This window comes from Klebsiella sp. CN_Kp106, from assembly GCF_040064575.1.
GTDB lineage: Bacteria > Pseudomonadota > Gammaproteobacteria > Enterobacterales > Enterobacteriaceae > Klebsiella > Klebsiella michiganensis.
In genome coordinates, this window is record NZ_JBEAIG010000061.1 from 1 (window position 1) to 16,530 (window position 16,530).

Sequence of the window (16,530 nt, forward strand, 5' to 3'; positions counted from 1 at the left end):
GTCACGGCATATTCCCCGGGTTGCGGCGTAAACGCCTTACCCGGGCTACGGGTTAACAGCAATCTGCGGCCCTGTAGCCCGGCTAAGCGCAGCGCAAGCCGGGAAGAAGCCGCAATAATACCCCGTCGCGGAATATTCCCCGGGTTGCGGCGTAAACGCCTTACCCGGGCTACGGGTTAACAGCAATCTGCGGCCCTGTAGCCCGGTAGCCCTACTCCTCGCTCACGACCGGCTTAACTCTTACCGCAAACAGCACTATCACCATGGCGCTGACCAGCAGCACGCCGCTGCCGACAAAAACGCCGCTCGCGCCGTTGAGATCGAATACCGCACCGCCGCCAGCCGCACCGGCGCTAATCGCCAGCTGAATAGACGCCACCAGCAGGCCGCCCGCGCTTTCAGCTTCATCCGGCACCGTAGTGGCAAGCCAGGTCGACCAGCCCACCGGCACCAGACCAAAAGCAAAGCCCCACATCGCCACCAGCAGACCGTCCAGCAGCGCGACGTGGCCGAACGTTACCATCATCAGCGCCAGCACGCTCATTGCCAGCGGCACCAGCGCCAGCGTCAGGCGCAGGCTTCGGGCCAACAGATGTCCGGCAATCGAGGTGCCGATAAAGTTCGCTACCCCAAAACCGAGCAGGATCAGAGAAACCCCTTCGACGCTGGCCTGCGCCACGGTTTCGAGGAACGGACGCAGATAGGTAAAGAAGGCGAAGTGGCCGCTGAAAATCAGAATTGTCGCGAGCATGCCGCCAATCATACCTGGCCGACGCAGCACCTTAAACAGGGTAGCGAAGCTGCCGACGCTCTCCGGACGCATGGAAGGAAGAACCCACAGCTGCCAGAGCAGCGCAACCACACTCGGCAGCGCACAGATAAGAAATACGTTGCGCCAGCCGATCAGCGCGCCGAAATAGCTGCCCAGCGGCGCGGCAACCACCGTCGCGATGGAAACGGCGGAAAAGATAATCGCCAGCGCTTTCGGCACCATCGCCGCCGGAACCAGACGCATGGTGGTCGCGGTCGACATCGACCAGAAGCCGCCGATGGCGATCCCCAGCAGCAGGCGCCCAAGCAGCAAAAACTCCAGCGAACCGGCGAAGGCCACCATCATGCTGGAGATAATTTGCAAAACGGAGAAGAACATCAGCACCCAGCGGCGGTCAATATTTCGCGTCGCGGTGGTGATCAGCAGCCCGGTAACTAACGCCACCAGCGCCGTCGCGGTCACCGCCTGCCCCGCCATACCTTCGCTAACGCCCAGGCTTGCCGCCATCGGCGTTAACAAACTGGCAGGAAGAAACTCGGCGACAATCAGGCCAAACACCCCCAGCGCCAGCGCATAGACGGCGCGCCACGCGGGCCTGGCGTTGGTCTGGCTCTCTTCAGCTGCAATGCAGGAACTCATAAACATCTCTCCAGAACAATTAACATTTCGTTAAGGTTAGGCGGTTCTGTTCGGACGATCTATGATGCATACTCCTTGATTATTGATAATTCGTCCGGGAATGATGTTATGACTCAGCACGCCCTCGATCTCACCAGCGAACTTCTGCGCGGCATGCGCCTTTCCGGCGTCAACTACCGCCGCATCGAAACCTCCCGTCCTTTTGGCGTCGAATTCGGCTTCGTACCTGGTAAAGCGCAGTTCCACTTTATCAGCCGGGGACCGGTACTGCTGCGCATGGTCAGCGGTCAGCGCCTGATGCTGCAGAGCGGCGATGCGCTGTTTATTCCGAACGGCGATGGTCACGTGCTGCTCTCCGATGACCAGGCAACGGTGGTTAACTTGTCCAGACTGCCCAGCGAACCGGTTTGCGGCTCGGTAAGCTGCGTCAAAAACGCCTGCGACGACGCGAAAAGCGACAGCGCCATTATCTTCAGCGCCTGTATGGACTTTGAGCTGGGCGGTATGCAGCCGCTGGTCAAAGCGATGCCCGAAGTGATGCTGGTCAGCAGCCTGCTGACCAGCCGTCCGGAGATCCCGCCGATGCTGGCGGCCATGGAACGCGAAAGCCTCACTCGACAGGCGGGCTACGCCGGCATTCTGGCGCGGCTGGCCGATGTGGTCGCCGCGCTGATTGTCCGCGGCTGGGTGGAGTGCGGCTGCGGCAACGCCACCGGCTGGGTACAGGTGCTGCGCGATCCTAAGCTGGCTAAAGCCATTTACGTTATGCATCAGCAGCCGGGCATTAACTGGAAAGTCGAGGATCTGGCCCGAGAGGCGGGAATTTCACGTTCGGTATTTGCTGAACGCTTCCTCTCCGCCACCGGCACCACGCCCGCCCGCTATCTCACCGAGCTGCGTATGCGCCTCGCGGTGCAGTACATTTCCCATGAGGGTCAGGCGCTGGAAAAAGTGGCCTTCAGGCTGGGGTACAGTTCTCATGCCGCCTTCAGCCGCGCCTTTAAACGCATTATCGGAAAGGCGCCGGGCGCGCTGCGCGATCTGTCGCGGGAAGAAGGATTTTAGCACTGTCCCAGTTCACGGGTGCGCCTGACCGCCGCCAGTACGCTGCGCTGAAGCCCAGCGGCAAAATCGCTGTTGTTCAGCTCATACAGACCGTGGATCCCGACGCCCGCCGGGGAGTTGTTGATATCCAGAAGCTGGCGCGGATGCTTTTGGCTTTGGCGCAGCATCTCGACCGCGCCGAGCAGGTTTTCCAGCACCACCTCCGTTGCCTGGGGCCGCGGCAGCCCCGCCAGTACGCCGGCATCGGTAAGGGACTCAATAAAGTAGTAAATATAGTTAGGGCCCGCGACGCCAAAGCCGGTAAAGATATCGATCAACCGCTCAGGCAGATACAGCACTTTGCCAAAGCCGCGCAGAAACGGCTCGATCTCAGCCGCGCTGGCGTGGGGGTTTAAGGTCACGCCGCTATAGCCAAATCCGGTATCGGTCAGGGTATTGGGGATCGCCCTGGCAATCGGCGTTGCCGCACCAAACAGGGAGGCCAGCTTTTCCAGGGTCACCCCCGCGATCAGAGAAACCACCGTCGTCGAGCCGTTTAGCTGCGGGCGCACGCGGTTCGCCACCCCCGCCAGATCGTCCTGCGGACGGATCCCCAGCACCAGCAAAGCGGCTTCGTTTACGCCACCGTCGCCCGACAGCCGATAACGGGCGCGCAGAGCCTCGACTCGCGCGCTGTCGATATCCTCCAGCGAGATCGCGTCCGCCCGCAGCGCACCGTGGCTTAATGACGCGCGAATAATCGCCTCCGCCATCTGTCCGGCGCCAAAAAAATGGACCCTGGTCATGAGTCTTACTCCTTATTCAAAAAGATATTCGCCGTTGCCAACGCGAAAGCGTCGGCCTTTGAGCGCCGGGTCAGCAACGCGAAACACCAGTTCAGTCAGTTGGTTCGCCGCGCCCTGACGGAAAAGAAACTCTCGACCGCCCACCGCCAGCCCCTGCTCGCCTTGCGGGGCAAAGCCAAACAGCAGCTGCCAGCGGTCGCGCACCGCCTGAGGATGCTGTACCGTGAAAACCGCGCGCTGCAGTTCAATCTCCCCCAGAGGATGCGGCGCAGCGAGACCCTGTGCCTGCAGGCGGCTCAACCGGGCGTCATCCTCTTCCCCCCATTGCAGAATAAAGGGATAGACCAGGCCGTCAAAATCGCCGTCAATGGTGAAGATCCGCCAGCGGATAACGTTGCCCTGCGGATCGTCGCGCTGGCCGTTGACGATCGGCGAAACCCGCAGGCCCTGCTCGTGCAACTCCGCATGCGTGCGCTCAATATCGTCGCTACGCAGCGCCACCCGATACAGCGCTTCATTATCCGGCAGCAGCCGCGACGCATCCCGGCAGAGTAAAAACGTCTCCGCGGCGGAAAGCAGCTCTGCATCATCGGCAATCGCCAGAAATTCGATATAGGTCAGGCCGAAATAGCTCAGCGCATTCCTGGTCCCCCAGCCCGGGTGGCGCCCACCGGCCACCGCGTTGAGCTTTTGCCCGCTCAGCGCCTGAATCGCCGCTTCCGGCTGATTAACAAACTGGACCGCGTGGTCCCACGTTAAGGTTGCCATTCGCCCTCCCGCTCCTCTGCCTGATAAAAACGCAGCCGACAGGCGGCATCGCCGCGAGCCAGCGCGGTCTGCACCTCTAAATGCAGCCCCGGAAACGCGTCGGTTAGCGCACGATCGCCTTCCATGCAGATATCGCACAGCGTCTCAATTTCGCTGGCGCCTCGCCCCTGCTGCCGCCAGCAGTTGACATAGGGACAGTAGTGAAACAGGACGATAAATTCGTCCCGGCTGGCGCTAACGGGCTCCATCTCATAAACCTGAGATTCCAGACCGCGGGTAAACAGCCCGGCAAACTCCTGCAAATCTTTTCGATCGCGCATTTGCGCGCGCAGCTTATGCCCGATATCGCGGCCATAGTGGCGTATTGCTTCACGGACAGAATCATCCGCGATATGGCGTTGTCGGCTTTCGTCCAACAGGTAACCGATCGTTGCCGCGCGTTTTTCAGTAATGGCGCGCAGCGCCAGGGTTACCTCATCGTTTAAGGTGGCGGCGTTATGCGCCGGTTCCGAGTTTATTTGCGTCATGCGCTTATTCCCAGTCGGTATTCACTTTCACGTCGCTGGCGCCCGGCAGGGCATACACATCTTCGGCGTACCATTTCCGCGAGAGCTCAGCGAGCGTGCCGTCCTTTTTCAGGGCGACCAGCTGCGCGTCAATCGCTTTGATTAGCTGCGGATCGGTATTTTTTTTATACAAATAGACGTTAGGAAACAGGCCGACAGAATCCGACGCTTTCAGATTAAGATTTAGCGCCTTATTTAACGCCAGCAGCGCGCCAATGGGGTAAATCGCCGCATCGTATTCCCCGGAGGCTACCGCTTTAAAGATATCGGCGGCGGACTGCTCGCCGTTGGGCTGCAGGTTAATTTGTTGGCCTGGATGTTTTTTATTGTAGTTTTCAATCACCGTATAACGGGCGTCGGAGGTATGAATCGGCACCAGCTTTTTCTTCCCGCTGGCGAGATCGCCGAGATTATGTATATCGTTCTCATCGTTACGCACAATCAGGCGCAAATCGCTGATCCCTGTCGGCTCGCCGGAGTGGTCGTATTTTTCCGCCCGCTCTTTGGTGAGATAAAAGTGATCCGCCGCGAGGGTATAGGCGCCGGTCGATAGGCCGACGATCATCGCATCGCGCGAGACCGCATTGAAATGAAACGTATAGTCGGTTAAACGCTGGTCCAGCACCTTTAACAGGTCGCCATCGTAACCGGTAATATTGTTGTTATCGTCAACAAAGCTAAAGGGAAAACCGTTAGCATTGACGACAACCTCAACCGTTTTCGCGTTTGCGCTTTTTTCAACCGCCTGCGCGGCGTTCATTCCGATTGCCAACGCCAGCGCACTCACCAGTAAAATTTTATTTTTCAAAATACCTTCCCCAAAATGATAACCGTGAAACACTCTTTTCTGCGTTTCCTTGCCAGCGGGCGCTCAGAAACCTTTCTGCACTGCGCAATGCTCTGGCAATCGCCAGGCACAGCACGATATAAATCACCAGCACGACGCAGTAGGCTTCGACAAAATGAAACCCGCGCGCGGCGGCGATATTGGCTTTCGCCATCAGATCAACAACGGTGATGGTGTAAACCAGCGAGGTGTCTTTAATCAGATCGATCAGCACGCTGGTAAAGTTCGGCAGCGCGGATACCGCCGCCTGTGGAAAAATAATGCGTCGGAACTGCGTGAATCCGCTTAGCCCGATTGACCATGCGGCCTCGCGCTGCCCCTTATCAACCGCATTCCATCCCGCGCGAAAGGTTTCGGCGAAATAAGCGCTGAAGATCAGCGACAGCGCGGTGACCGCCGCCGCCAGCGGCGAGAGTTTATAGCGGTACATCGTGTCCTGCGGGCCGCCGAACAGCCCGGCGGCAATCCACGGCCAGACGTAAAAAAAGAAATACAGCATCACCAGGACCGGGACCGAACGGCCAAAGGAGAGGAATACCCTCGCCAGCCATTGAACGCCGGGTACCTGACGAATAATCGCCCACGCCAGCGCTGCGCCCAGCAAAGTGGAAAACAGTAAGGATAATAACGTTATCGTCAGGGTGACCGGCAGCGCGCTTAAAATAAACGTAAAATTGTCGCGAATGAACGCCAGGCTAAACATGTTAATTTATCACTCCAGCAGGAACTGATATTTCTTTTCAATACGAGTGGTAAAATAGAGAATAATACTATTCAGCACCCAGTAGACGATAATAACGCTAATAAATGCCGCGACTTGTTTCGCCCCGTAGCTATTTTGCGAAATCTTTTGTGCCCGCCCAAAAACATCCACAATACCAATAATATTGACCAGCGAGGTCATTTTCACGAGATTAATTAAAAGATTGCCAAAGACGGGAATAGCAATAATAAGCCCTTGGGGGAAAATAATCCGCCGTATTCCCTGATGCCAGGGAATATTCAGGCTGATAATGGCCTCTTTCTGGCCACTATCCACCGCGCGCCACGCTGAACGCATCATTTCTGCAAAGTAGGGACTGATGCTGACCGAAATAGACAGCACCGCAAAGGTGGTATCGCTAATCCACAGCGGCGGCAGCGCCAGCGCGGTCAAAATTAATTTGCCGCCGAAGAAAAACAGCAGGATCAGCAGCGCCAGAGGCGCGCCGCGCAGAATGTCGGTATACCCATTTGCCGCCGCGCTGAGCGGCCTAAAGCGGCTAAACTGCAGCAGCACAATCAGCAGCGCGATCGTTAAACCAAGCAGCAGCGACGCCAGCGTTATACCGAGGGTCACGGGTAAATTTTCCAGCAGCTTCGGCACTATTCCGGCGATATCCGGCCAGCTAAACAGCGGGTTATTGTTCATCATCAGCCTCAGGCATGATAGTGCAGTTGTGCAAGAAACGCCCGGGTTCGGCCCTGCTGCGCCGCGCCAAATATCTGTTCCGCCGGGCCCTGTTCAACGATTTCGCCGTTTTCCATAAATACCACCCGGGAAGCGACCTGACGGGCGAACGCCATTTCGTGGGTCACGATGATCATCGTCTGGCCCGCGGCGGCAATGGTCTGAATAAGCTCCAGCACTTCACCGACTTTTTCCGGATCCAGGGCTGAGGTCGGTTCATCCAGCAGCAGAACGGCGGGGTTAATGGCCAGCGCCCGCGCAATACCGATACGCTGCTTTTGGCCGCCGGAGAGACTGTGCGGATAGTGGTCTTTTTTATGCAGCAACCCCACCTGCTTTAAGAGTCGTTCAGCAATAGCCAGCGCCTCCTGCCGCGGGCGTTTTTTAGCGTATATCAGTCCTTCGGTAATATTTTGCAGTGCGGTGAGGTTATGAAAAAGATTCCACGATTGAAAAACCATAGCGGTTTTTGAGCGTAGTTTTTCAATCTCCTTTTTTCCCGCTTTTGCACAATCCAGCGCCACATCATCTATTCTTATTTGCCCGCTATCGGCAGGCTCTAAGAAATTAAGCGTACGTAATAGCGTGGTTTTCCCCGAGCCGCTGGGGCCAATAATGCAAATAATCTCGCCGGAATGAATGCTGAGCGATACCTCTTTTAGCACTCTTTCACCGGAGAAGCTTTTACTGATCTTATTGAGCGTTATCATAATGAGATATTCGTGAATAATGATTATTTGCCGCACACCGGCATTTATTGCTGTACAAAAACTATATTGCCGCCGTTCAGATGATAGCAAACAAGAAAATCATCTATCGAAAGTCAAAAAATAACTTTTTATATATTTGTTATGACAATGAGGCTTGATTGTAATCAAACCTTATTTGCAAAACAGGATTGCGGTAACCGATACTTCATTCAAATTTATTGAATAATGAGAGCAAATTGTTTCGATTTTAATCATCGCGTCGTCGACCTATCATTTATCACATCGGGGCAACAACGCTCCAACACTAACAAAACGTTTAAGGAATACGACCATGAAATCCATCAAAACTTTCGTTGCAGTTGCCGCACTCTCTATGATCTCTTTCGGTACGTTTGCGCAGAGTATCAGCGCCAGCGCTTCCACACTGGACCGCGCAGAAGCCAAAATTGCCGCTCAGGCCGCAGAGCAAGGCGCCTCTTACAAAATCACCAGCGCTCAGTTCAATAACCGCGTGCATATGACCGCAGAACTGACGAAATAAAATTTGAAACATTGCCGGGCCGCCGGAAGACACAGGCGACAGCGACAACACGATGAAATAAGGAACAAAATATGAAAAATATCGGCGTAGTCACCGCACTGCTGTTAGCCGCTACACTTTCGTCCGGGGCGATGGCCGCAGAGAATAGCTTTGCGCGTCCGGAGGCAGGTTCAAATATCGACACGTCCGTGCATCAGAATCATATTGATGTCAGCCATGCCTTTGATAAAGAGAGCCTGACCGCAGGCAATCTTCAGTAACACACAGCCCAGGGCGCGCGTGGAATTATCCGCTGCGCGCCCTACTTTTTCTGCCAGTGTGCCCACGGATTATCCGCCGGCGCTTCCGCTTTTGCCGTATCGGTATCGGACAACGAATCGATATACAGCGCTTCCACTTCTTTACGCGCCCACGGCGTGCGGCGTAAAAACTTCAGGCTCGACTTAATACTCGGCTCGCTTTTAAAGCAGTTGATGTTGATGCGTTTCGCCAGTTCGGCCCAGCCATATTGCGCGACCAGCGCGTTTAACAGCGCTTCCAGCGTGATGCCGTGCAGAGGATCGTTTGGGTGCTGCATTGCGTCTCTTTACCTGAATTAAAAATTTCGCTCACCATACTGGCTCCCGACGCCAATCGCAACAGCCCCGCCTCCCCCTTATCCAAAATTCGCAAAAGCACAGAACCCTCCACGGTCATAAATTAGAAAAGAACGTTATTGGTTGATTATTTTCGCTTAAGGCAAGCTGGCTTCAACCACCCGACTGAGGAATCGATCATGCGCTGTTGTTGTCCCCGAACCCTGAATCTGAATCGACGAAAACACCTGAATACCGCCTTCGGAGAACACAATGAACGCGACAACCTTACCGATACTGGATCTGGCCCGCTACGCGGACCCCGCTGAAAAAGCGGCGTTTCTCGCCGACCTGCGCCACGCCGCCCGCGATATCGGTTTCTTTTATCTGATCAACCACGGCGTCGATGAGTCGCTGCAGCAGGCCGTGCAGCAGCAATCCCGCGCCTTTTTTGCCCTGCCCGACGATCAAAAGCAGAGGGTGGCAATGATTCACTCTCCGCATTTTCGCGGCTACAACCGCGCCGCTTCTGAATTAACCCGCGGTCAACCCGACTGGCGCGAGCAGTTCGATATCGGCGCCGAGCGCCCGGCCCTGCAGCTTAGCGAACGCGCGCCGCGCTGGCAGCGCCTGCAGGGGCCGAATCTCTGGCCAGAGGCGTTGCCCTCGCTCAAACCCACATTACTGACCTGGCAACGGGAAATGACCCAGGTTGGGATCACCCTGCTGCGCGCCTTCGCCGAAGCGCTGCGCCTGCCGCTGGATGCCTTCGATGGCCTGTATGGCGATAAGCCCAATGAACATATCAAGCTGATCCGCTATCCCGGCCAGCAGGAGACCCAGAGCGCCCAGGGCGTTGGCGCGCATAAGGACTCCGGCTTCCTCAGCTTCCTGCTGCAGGATGAGCAGAAAGGATTGCAGGTCGAAGTCTCCCCTGACCGCTGGATTGACGCGACCCCGCTGGCGGGCAGCTTTGTGGTGAATATCGGCGAGCTGCTGGAGCTGGCAACCAACGGCTATCTGCGGGCAACGGTGCACCGGGTCGTTTCGCCGCCTGCCGACCAGCAGCGGCTGTCGATCGCTTTCTTCCTCGGCGCCCAGCTGGATGCCGTGGTCCCCGTCTACACGCTGCCCGACGAGCTGGCCCGCGAAGCCCTCGGACCGGATAGCGACCCGCAAAACCCGCTGCTGCGCGAGGTGGGCTGGAATTACCTGAAAGGGCGTCTGCGTTCGCATCCTGATGTCGCCGAGCGCTACTACCAGGATGTTTTTCGCGAACGCGCCGAGCAATTGATCGTGTAGACCCTAAATAATTCGGGTTGCAGGCAGGCGGCAAGTCAGTGAATCCCGATGAGCTTACTCTGGTAAGTGATTCGGGTGAGCGCGCGCAGCCAACGCACATGCAACTTGAAGTATGACGGGTATAAACATAACAACAACACAAGGAATAAGATGATGAAATATGCCGCATTTAAACTGGCAGGGGTTGCACTGTCTCTCTCTCTGGCATGGAGTTCCGCCCAGGCCGCCGCGCTGCGCGTCGCCGCGGACCCGGTGCCGCACGCCGAGATCCTTAACTACATTAAGAAGATCGATCCCAGCCTCGACCTGAAAATCGTCGAACTCACCAGCGGCGTTAACGCCAACGAACTGCTGGCCAACGGCGATGTCGATGCCAACTACTTCCAGCACGTCCCCTATCTGAAAGATCAGGAGAAAGCGCTGGGCAAAACCTTCGCCGTCGCGGCGACCGTCCATATTGAGCCGCTGGGGATCTATTCGCGCAAGCATAAAGATTTTAAATCGCTGCCCGAGAACGCCACCGTGGCGGTACCGAATAACACCACTAACCTGAGCCGCGCGCTGTTCCTGCTGCAAAATCAGGGTTTGATTAAGCTGGCGGCAAAATTTACCGACCCGGCGACCACCCTGGCGACGCCGAAAGATATCGTGGAAAACCCGAAGCACCTGAAAATCCTTGAGATTGAATCACCGCAGATCCCGCGGTCGCTGGATGACGTTGACCTGGCGGTGATAAACGGCAACTACGCGCTGGAAGCCGGGCTGGTGCCGGCCAAAGACGCGCTGGGTCTGGAGAGCGCGACCAACAACCCGTACGCCAACATTCTGGTGACAACGCCGGCGCTGGCGAACGATCCGCGCATCAAGGCGCTGGCCAAAGACCTCACCTCGCCGCAGGTCGCCGAATTTATTCGTAAGCAGTATAACGGCTCGGTGATCCCGGTAGCTCCTCAGTCATGATTGAGATTGTCGGGCTGAGTAAAACCTATGCCGGAACAGGCCGACCGGCGCTAAACGATGTCTCTCTGCAGGTGCCGAGAGGAGCCGTTTACGGCATCCTCGGCCGCAGCGGTGCAGGCAAAAGTACGCTGATACGCTGCCTGAATCTGCTGGAGCGGCCCACGTCGGGCCGCATTATTGTGAACGGGAACGATATTACCCGGATGGATAAAACCGCGCTGCGCGAGTACCGGCTGCGTACCGGCATGATCTTCCAGCACTTTAATTTACTTCACGCCCGCAGCGTCGCCGACAATGTCGCGGTGCCGCTGGAGATAGCCAAAGTGCCGAAAGCCGCCCGCCAGGCGCGGGTGGCGGAACTGCTGGAACTGGTCGGGCTGGCGGATAAAGCCGCCGCCTTTCCGTCACAGCTTTCCGGCGGGCAAAAACAGCGCGTGGGGATCGCCCGCGCACTGGCCGCGCGGCCGGATGTGCTGCTGTGCGATGAGGCCACCAGCGCCCTCGACCCCGAGACCACGGCCTCGGTGCTCAGCCTGCTGGCGGATATCAACCAAAAGCTGAACCTCACTATCGTGCTGATCACCCATGAGCTGGAAGTGGTGAAAACCCTCTGCGACCACGCGGCGCTGCTGGAGCACGGGGAGATTATTGAAAGCGGCAGAATTGCCGATTTGCTGGTGGCGCCATGGTCGCGGCTACGGCAGTCGCTGCTGCACGATCCTCAGGCAGAGCGGGATTTCCTCGCTCGCCACGGTTTTCACGGGAGGCCATTATGCGGAGTAGCATGAGTTGGGAAGATCTCTGGCCGCTGCTGCTTCAGGGCACGGTAGATACCGTTTATATGGTCGGCCTGGCGGCGCTGTTTACCGTGCTGCTCGGGCTGCCGACCGGCGTGCTGCTGTTTGTTTCACGCCGCAACGGCCTGGCGCCGATGCCGAAGCTCAACGCCGTGCTGGGCGCGATTATCAACTTTGGTCGTTCGCTGCCGTTTATCGTGCTGCTGATCGCGCTGATTCCGTTCACCCGGCTGATTATTGGCACCACTCTCGGCAGTACCGCCGCGGTGGTTCCGGTCACCATTGGCGCCTTTCCGTTCTTTGCGCGGCTGACGGAGAACGCGCTGGATGAAGTGGATTACGGGCGTATCGAGGCGATTTTATCGATGGGCGGCAATATCTGGCACGTGATCTTTAAATCGCTGCTGCCGGAAGCGCTGCCGACGCTGCTGGCAGGCATCACGCTGACCATCGTTATGCTGATCGGCTTCTCTTCGATGGCGGGCGTGATTGGCGGCGGCGGACTGGGCGATCTGGCCATTCGCTACGGCTATCAGCGCTTCAATAACGAGGTGATGTTCGGTACCGTGCTCATTCTGGTCGCGCTGGTGCAGGGCGTGCAGATGGCCGGCGACCGTCTGGTCCGCGGCCTCGCCCACCGTCGTTAACAATAAGCGGGTGGCCGCGCGCCATCCGCGATTAAAACCCGCTTTCGCGCACCAGGGTGCGTATCAGCTCCGCTGCCGGCAGCTCGCGAATCAGGCTCACTCCCTGCCCGGCCCAGTGCGCACCGTACTGACGATCTCCCTGCGCTTTCGCCGCCGATGCCAGCGCCTTCCCGGCGTCATAAGCCACGGGATAAGCCGGAATCAGCGGCGGATCGTTTATTTCACGCCAGCCGTTAACCAGACATCTCGCCGGGCGTCCGGAAATGGCCGAGGTTAAAACCGTTTGCCCATCAGACGCGCTTTTAAGGGCCTCACGGTATCCGCCATCCGTGGACGATTCAGGGCACAGCAGAAACGCCGTCCCTAGCTGCGCCCCGTCTGCGCCCAGGTTCATTACGCTGTTAATTCCCGCGCCGTCCATCACGCCGCCAGCGGCGATAAGCGGAATATCGGTATGCCGTCTTATCGTCTGAACCAGAGTAAAGGTGCTCATCTGCCCGTCGGGCGCCAGCGGATCAAAGATGCCGCGATGGCCGCCGGCCTCGTAGCCCTGCGCCACCACCATATCGATTCCCTGCTCTACGGCCAGCAGCGCCTCTGCCACGCTGGTCGCGCTCGCCAGGGTGACGATCCCCTTTTCCCGCAGTCGGCGAAGGGTTTCACGATCCGGCACGCCAAAATGAAAGCTCACCGCCGCCGGAGTCAGGTCGAGCAGCAGCTCGGCCATCCGCGGCTGCTGCTGAAAACTGAGATAAATTTCCGCCAGCGTCTCCGGCGGCAAGCTGCCAAAGCGCGCAAATTCCGGGCGCAGCCGCGCCAGCCACCGGGCTTCACGCTGCGGATCCCTTACCGCCGGGGCGTGGCAAAACAGATTGACGTTAAACGGACGGGTAGTTAAGCGCCGGGTCCGGTTAATCAGCGTTTCAGCCTGCTCTACGGTTGACGAGCCCAGCCCCAGCGAGCCGAGCGCGCCGGCCCCGCTGACCGCTGCCGCCAGTTCCGGCGTCGACACGCCGGCCATCGGCGCCTGAATAATGGGGTAATCAATATCAAGCTGCTGCGTAAGCCTGTTGCTCATGGTTTGCCCTGTTGAAATTTGTGCGTTCGGGCCATTAAAATCTCTTTTAGAGATGATAAGATCAACATTATTTTCAAATTAAGAATAAAAATATGAACCACACCACATTAGAGATTTTTAAAACGGTGGCGCAAGAGCGCAGCGTCACCCGCGCGGCAAAGCGGCTGGGGCGCGCCCAGTCCAATATCACCACCCGCATTCACCAGCTGGAAGAGGAGCTGGGCGTGGAGCTGTTTGCCCGCGGCAATAAAAGGATGCTGCTGTCCCCCGCCGGTGAACATTTTTTGGGCTACGCGCTGAAGATCCTCAGCCTGGCCGAAGAGGCCAGACAGGCGCTGCATCCGGCGACGCCGGGCGGCAATTTACGCATGGGGGCGATGGACGCCACCGCCGCCAGCCGCCTGCCGCCGCTGCTTCCCCGGTTTCGCGCGCTGTGCCCGGAGGTGACGCTCACCCTCAAAACCCAGCCCACCCGTCAGCTGACCCAACAGGTGCTGGACGCCGCGCTGGATTGCGCGCTGGTGAGCCTGCCGCAGGGAACGCCTCCGCCCGATGATCTGGAGTACGTATCCATCTTTAAAGAACAGCTGTTGCTGGTGCTTCCCGCCAGCCCACAGCGCTTTCGCTTTGCCGCCTTTGCGCAGGGCTGTACCTACCGGGCGATGGGCGAAGCGTTTCTGGCGCATTCAGAGGAGGTGGAGAGCGAGATCCAGGACGTCGGCTCCTATCACGCGATGCTCGCCTGCGTCGCCTCCGGCGGCTATGCCGGTATCGTGCCGCAGAGCGTGCTCGATACCCTGACGCTGCCCGAAGCCAGCCAGCTGCGGCCGGTTGGCCAGGCGATCACCCAGCTTATCTGGCGCAAAGGCTACGCGTCTCCCGCTCTCGAGAAAATGCGCCAGCTTCTGGAGTCAGCCTCCGACCTTTGACGCTCGCCCCGCCCCTGCCGCCACCAGCGCGGCGGCAGCCAGCAGCGCAATGGCGGCCGCGCTCAGCGAAGGATTAAACGACCCGCTGCGGTCATACAGCGTTCCGGCAACCAGCGGGCCGACGATTTGCCCGATGCCGTAGGTCGCGGTCATGGCGGCAATCATATTGAACGAAACCAGATGATTAAGCCGCCGCCCCTCGGACAGCGCGATGGTCACGGTGCCCAAAAAGGTGCAACCCACCAGCAGCGCGCTTAATATGCAAAACGGTAACGCGTGGCTCCACGCCGGGAGAATGACGCCGATTGCCTGAATCAGCAAATTAAGGGTAAACGCGCGGCGGTAGCCGAGCTTGATGACCAGCCGGTGCCAGATAAAGCAGGAGGGAACGGCGGCGAGGCCGAAAATGGCCCAGATCTGCACCGGATCGATAATGTTCAGCGAACCGCTGAGAAACAGCGGAAGATAGGTGGCGGTAATAATGTAGCCGAAGCCGGCCAGGCCATAAATCAGCAGCAGTTTCCACGCCTCCCGCACCCGCCCCTCGCCCTCCTCGCGGTGTGCGGTCGCGGCGGGTTGATAAGCGATAAGGTAGTCGGCGGGGCTCAGCAGCAGACGCAGCGCGAGAACAAAAAGCACGCCAGAGCTTATCGCGCATATCAGCCATATCTGCTGGCTGGAGAGCGCCAGCGCCTTCCCCAGGGAGATAAATTCCGCCGACAAGAATATCCCCATTCCGACGCCAGAAAAAAGCACCGGCGCGCCGTTAGGGTGCTTCATATGCTGCAGTAGCCAGAGGGAGGCGGCGATCAGCGTCACCGCGCTGAGTAATCCGGCAATTCCGCGCACCACAATAATCGCCAGGGGGGAAACCAGGAACGCCAGTAAGGCCAGGCACACCAGCGTCAACAGTGCGGAAAGCAGGCTTAGCCACCTGGCGTCCGCGGGCCTGGCTTTCGCCAGCAGCAGCGCGCCGGCCAGATAGCCGGCATAGTTCGCCGAAGCGGCAAGATTACCTTCACGCAGCGTCAGCAGCTGCTCATTGAGCATCAGCGGCAGGATCCCGGTATAGGCAAACCGGCCATAGCCCATGCCAACGATCAGCACGACCGAACCGGCCAGCGCCAGCAGAAAGGCCTTCCATTCCGGCCTGGTTGCAAAAACGTTCACCCACTCCCCTCCATTATTATTCTCAAATAGAGAATTATAACTAACAATAATTCTCTATTTATTATGATTTCGCTTACCACGATACGCAAGCAGCGCCATGCGGCAGCGCCCGGCCTGCGGGGAGAAACTTTACGGCAACGGCCGGGGGATGCTTCGGCGAGTAACGAAATGTGGAGTGAGGCGCTGGACATCCTTGTCCAGAGGGATTTAACGGTGGCTAAAAGCCAGTTTGGCAGCAAATAACATAAAGAGGCCGCCGGTTGCGCGGTCCATCCACCGAATAAATAGCGGCGTCTTTAATAGCCGAGCGGCAGAACGGCTGGTCAGGATTAACGTTAACGACCAGAGCGTCCCGATCGCCACATGGATGGCGACCAGCAGGAACGTCCAGACGATGGGCGAGTGGCCGGCCGGAATAAACTGCGGCAGGAAAGAGACGTAAAAGATCCCCATTTTCGGATTGAGCACATTGCCCATCATCCCTTTTAAAAACCAGTTACTTGCCGGCGCCGCCGCCCTGTCCTGATGAACAAAATGGCCGCGCGGCTTGAGAATTAACTGAATGCCCAGCCAGCATAAATAGGCGGCCCCGCACCATTTGAGCAGGTCATAAGCCAGCTCCGATGCCGCCAGTAGCGCCCCAAGACCGAAGGCGACCGCAGCCCCCCAGATAAAACATCCCGTATCAATGCCCAGCGCCGCCTGAAAGGCTTTTTTTCCGCCTTCAACGGTCGCGGTTCGCAGGATTAAAGCGGTATCCAGGCCTGGGGTAAGGGTGAGCAACAGGGCAGCAAAAGAGTAAGCAAGAAGGGAATCAGCAACGGACATTTTCTCTCTCCGAAAGCGAAGATTCTAGATAAAACCCGCCGCAGAGACAATCGAATAAATTCGCTTTGCCGGGCGCGTTAAAAGCTCTTTGTGACAAATGG

At 57.9% G+C, this 16,530-nt stretch carries 20 protein-coding genes; 8 read left to right on the plus strand and 12 right to left on the minus strand.

Features of this window, described 5'->3' with window-relative positions; genetic code table 11:
* Positions 1-211: 211 nt before the first annotated feature.
* Entirely contained in the window at positions 212-1,411 is a 1,200-nt protein-coding gene (locus ABLU96_RS20840) for an MFS transporter (RefSeq protein ID WP_014229454.1), read from the minus strand.
* A gap of 108 nt (positions 1,412-1,519) precedes the next feature.
* Here ABLU96_RS20840 and ABLU96_RS20845 point away from each other — a divergent pair, with 108 nt between their 5' ends.
* Positions 1,520-2,476, plus strand: a complete 957-nt coding sequence (locus ABLU96_RS20845; RefSeq protein WP_064406368.1) for an AraC family transcriptional regulator — start codon at positions 1,520-1,522, stop codon at positions 2,474-2,476.
* Here ABLU96_RS20845 and ABLU96_RS20850 read toward each other — a convergent pair.
* Genes ABLU96_RS20850 through ABLU96_RS20880 form a run of 7 tightly spaced genes read right to left on the minus strand, consistent with a single transcriptional unit; the run spans position 2,473 to position 7,602 of the window.
* Positions 2,473-3,261, minus strand: coding sequence for a pyrroline-5-carboxylate reductase dimerization domain-containing protein (locus ABLU96_RS20850; RefSeq protein WP_032749054.1), 789 nt, complete (start codon positions 3,259-3,261; stop codon positions 2,473-2,475). The genes ABLU96_RS20845 and ABLU96_RS20850 overlap by 4 nt on opposite strands.
* A gap of 12 nt (positions 3,262-3,273) precedes the next feature.
* The gene (locus tag ABLU96_RS20855) at positions 3,274-4,029 is read right to left on the minus strand and encodes a VOC family protein (protein WP_047723777.1); all 756 of its coding nucleotides are present in this window, start codon (positions 4,027-4,029) and stop codon (positions 3,274-3,276) included.
* Positions 4,017-4,556 (minus strand): L-2-amino-thiazoline-4-carboxylic acid hydrolase, encoded by a 540-nt coding sequence (locus ABLU96_RS20860; protein ID WP_064406370.1) that lies wholly within the window; start codon positions 4,554-4,556, stop codon positions 4,017-4,019. The genes ABLU96_RS20855 and ABLU96_RS20860 overlap by 13 nt, the downstream gene beginning before the upstream one ends.
* A 4-nt stretch (positions 4,557-4,560) precedes the next feature.
* A complete protein-coding gene (locus ABLU96_RS20865; RefSeq protein WP_064406372.1) occupies positions 4,561-5,403 on the minus strand; it encodes a transporter substrate-binding domain-containing protein in 843 nt (280 codons plus the stop codon).
* A complete protein-coding gene (locus tag ABLU96_RS20870) occupies positions 5,393-6,145 on the minus strand; it encodes an amino acid ABC transporter permease (RefSeq protein ID WP_038424548.1) in 753 nt (250 codons plus the stop codon). The genes ABLU96_RS20865 and ABLU96_RS20870 overlap by 11 nt, the downstream gene beginning before the upstream one ends.
* 9 nt (positions 6,146-6,154) lie before the next feature.
* Entirely contained in the window at positions 6,155-6,853 is a 699-nt protein-coding gene (locus tag ABLU96_RS20875; protein WP_032749050.1) for an ABC transporter permease subunit, read from the minus strand.
* A gap of 8 nt (positions 6,854-6,861) precedes the next feature.
* Entirely contained in the window at positions 6,862-7,602 is a 741-nt protein-coding gene (locus tag ABLU96_RS20880; RefSeq protein WP_004102264.1) for an amino acid ABC transporter ATP-binding protein, read from the minus strand.
* Between the two features lie 331 nt (positions 7,603-7,933).
* Here ABLU96_RS20880 and ABLU96_RS20885 point away from each other — a divergent pair, with 331 nt between their 5' ends.
* Positions 7,934-8,143: a YdgH/BhsA/McbA-like domain containing protein gene (locus ABLU96_RS20885; protein WP_004102265.1), complete on the plus strand. Its 210-nt coding sequence runs from the start codon at positions 7,934-7,936 to the stop codon at positions 8,141-8,143.
* Positions 8,144-8,214: 71 nt separating this feature from the next.
* Positions 8,215-8,403 carry a hypothetical protein gene (locus ABLU96_RS20890; protein WP_004134116.1) on the plus strand — a complete coding sequence of 63 codons (189 nt, stop codon included), beginning with the start codon at positions 8,215-8,217 and terminating at the stop codon, positions 8,401-8,403.
* 41 nt (positions 8,404-8,444) lie between these two features.
* On the opposite strand, the gene ABLU96_RS20895 is transcribed toward ABLU96_RS20890, so the two are convergent.
* The gene (locus tag ABLU96_RS20895; RefSeq protein ID WP_025105728.1) at positions 8,445-8,720 is read right to left on the minus strand and encodes a VF530 family protein; all 276 of its coding nucleotides are present in this window, start codon (positions 8,718-8,720) and stop codon (positions 8,445-8,447) included.
* 271 nt (positions 8,721-8,991) lie between these two features.
* Between ABLU96_RS20895 and ABLU96_RS20900 the strand changes: the two genes are divergently transcribed.
* The 4 genes from ABLU96_RS20900 to ABLU96_RS20915 all read left to right on the plus strand — a co-directional run bounded on the left by ABLU96_RS20900 (position 8,992) and on the right by ABLU96_RS20915 (position 12,424).
* A complete protein-coding gene (locus tag ABLU96_RS20900) occupies positions 8,992-10,020 on the plus strand; it encodes an isopenicillin N synthase family oxygenase (RefSeq protein ID WP_004851112.1) in 1,029 nt (342 codons plus the stop codon).
* 153 nt (positions 10,021-10,173) lie between these two features.
* Positions 10,174-10,980, plus strand: coding sequence for a MetQ/NlpA family ABC transporter substrate-binding protein (locus ABLU96_RS20905; RefSeq protein ID WP_032719155.1), 807 nt, complete (start codon positions 10,174-10,176; stop codon positions 10,978-10,980).
* Positions 10,977-11,768, plus strand: a complete 792-nt coding sequence (locus ABLU96_RS20910; protein WP_014229467.1) for an ATP-binding cassette domain-containing protein — start codon at positions 10,977-10,979, stop codon at positions 11,766-11,768. The genes ABLU96_RS20905 and ABLU96_RS20910 overlap by 4 nt, the downstream gene beginning before the upstream one ends.
* Positions 11,765-12,424, plus strand: coding sequence for a methionine ABC transporter permease (locus ABLU96_RS20915; protein ID WP_009654800.1), 660 nt, complete (start codon positions 11,765-11,767; stop codon positions 12,422-12,424). The genes ABLU96_RS20910 and ABLU96_RS20915 overlap by 4 nt, the downstream gene beginning before the upstream one ends.
* 31 nt (positions 12,425-12,455) lie before the next feature.
* On the opposite strand, the gene ABLU96_RS20920 is transcribed toward ABLU96_RS20915, so the two are convergent.
* Positions 12,456-13,502 (minus strand): nitronate monooxygenase, encoded by a 1,047-nt coding sequence (locus ABLU96_RS20920; RefSeq protein ID WP_014229469.1) that lies wholly within the window; start codon positions 13,500-13,502, stop codon positions 12,456-12,458.
* Between the two features lie 92 nt (positions 13,503-13,594).
* Here ABLU96_RS20920 and ABLU96_RS20925 point away from each other — a divergent pair, with 92 nt between their 5' ends.
* Entirely contained in the window at positions 13,595-14,431 is an 837-nt protein-coding gene (locus ABLU96_RS20925; RefSeq protein WP_048263428.1) for a LysR substrate-binding domain-containing protein, read from the plus strand.
* Here the strand turns inward: ABLU96_RS20925 and ABLU96_RS20930 are convergent.
* Together ABLU96_RS20930 and ABLU96_RS20935 are read right to left on the minus strand one after the other, a co-directional pair.
* Complete coding sequence (locus ABLU96_RS20930; RefSeq protein ID WP_049070746.1) at positions 14,414-15,601, minus strand: YbfB/YjiJ family MFS transporter; 1,188 nt, start codon at positions 15,599-15,601, stop codon at positions 14,414-14,416. The genes ABLU96_RS20925 and ABLU96_RS20930 overlap by 18 nt on opposite strands.
* Positions 15,602-15,808: 207 nt before the next feature.
* On the minus strand, positions 15,809-16,429 hold the full coding sequence (locus tag ABLU96_RS20935) for a LysE family translocator (RefSeq protein ID WP_032694356.1): 621 nt from the start codon (positions 16,427-16,429) through the stop codon (positions 15,809-15,811).
* Between the last annotated feature and the right edge of the window lie 101 nt (positions 16,430-16,530).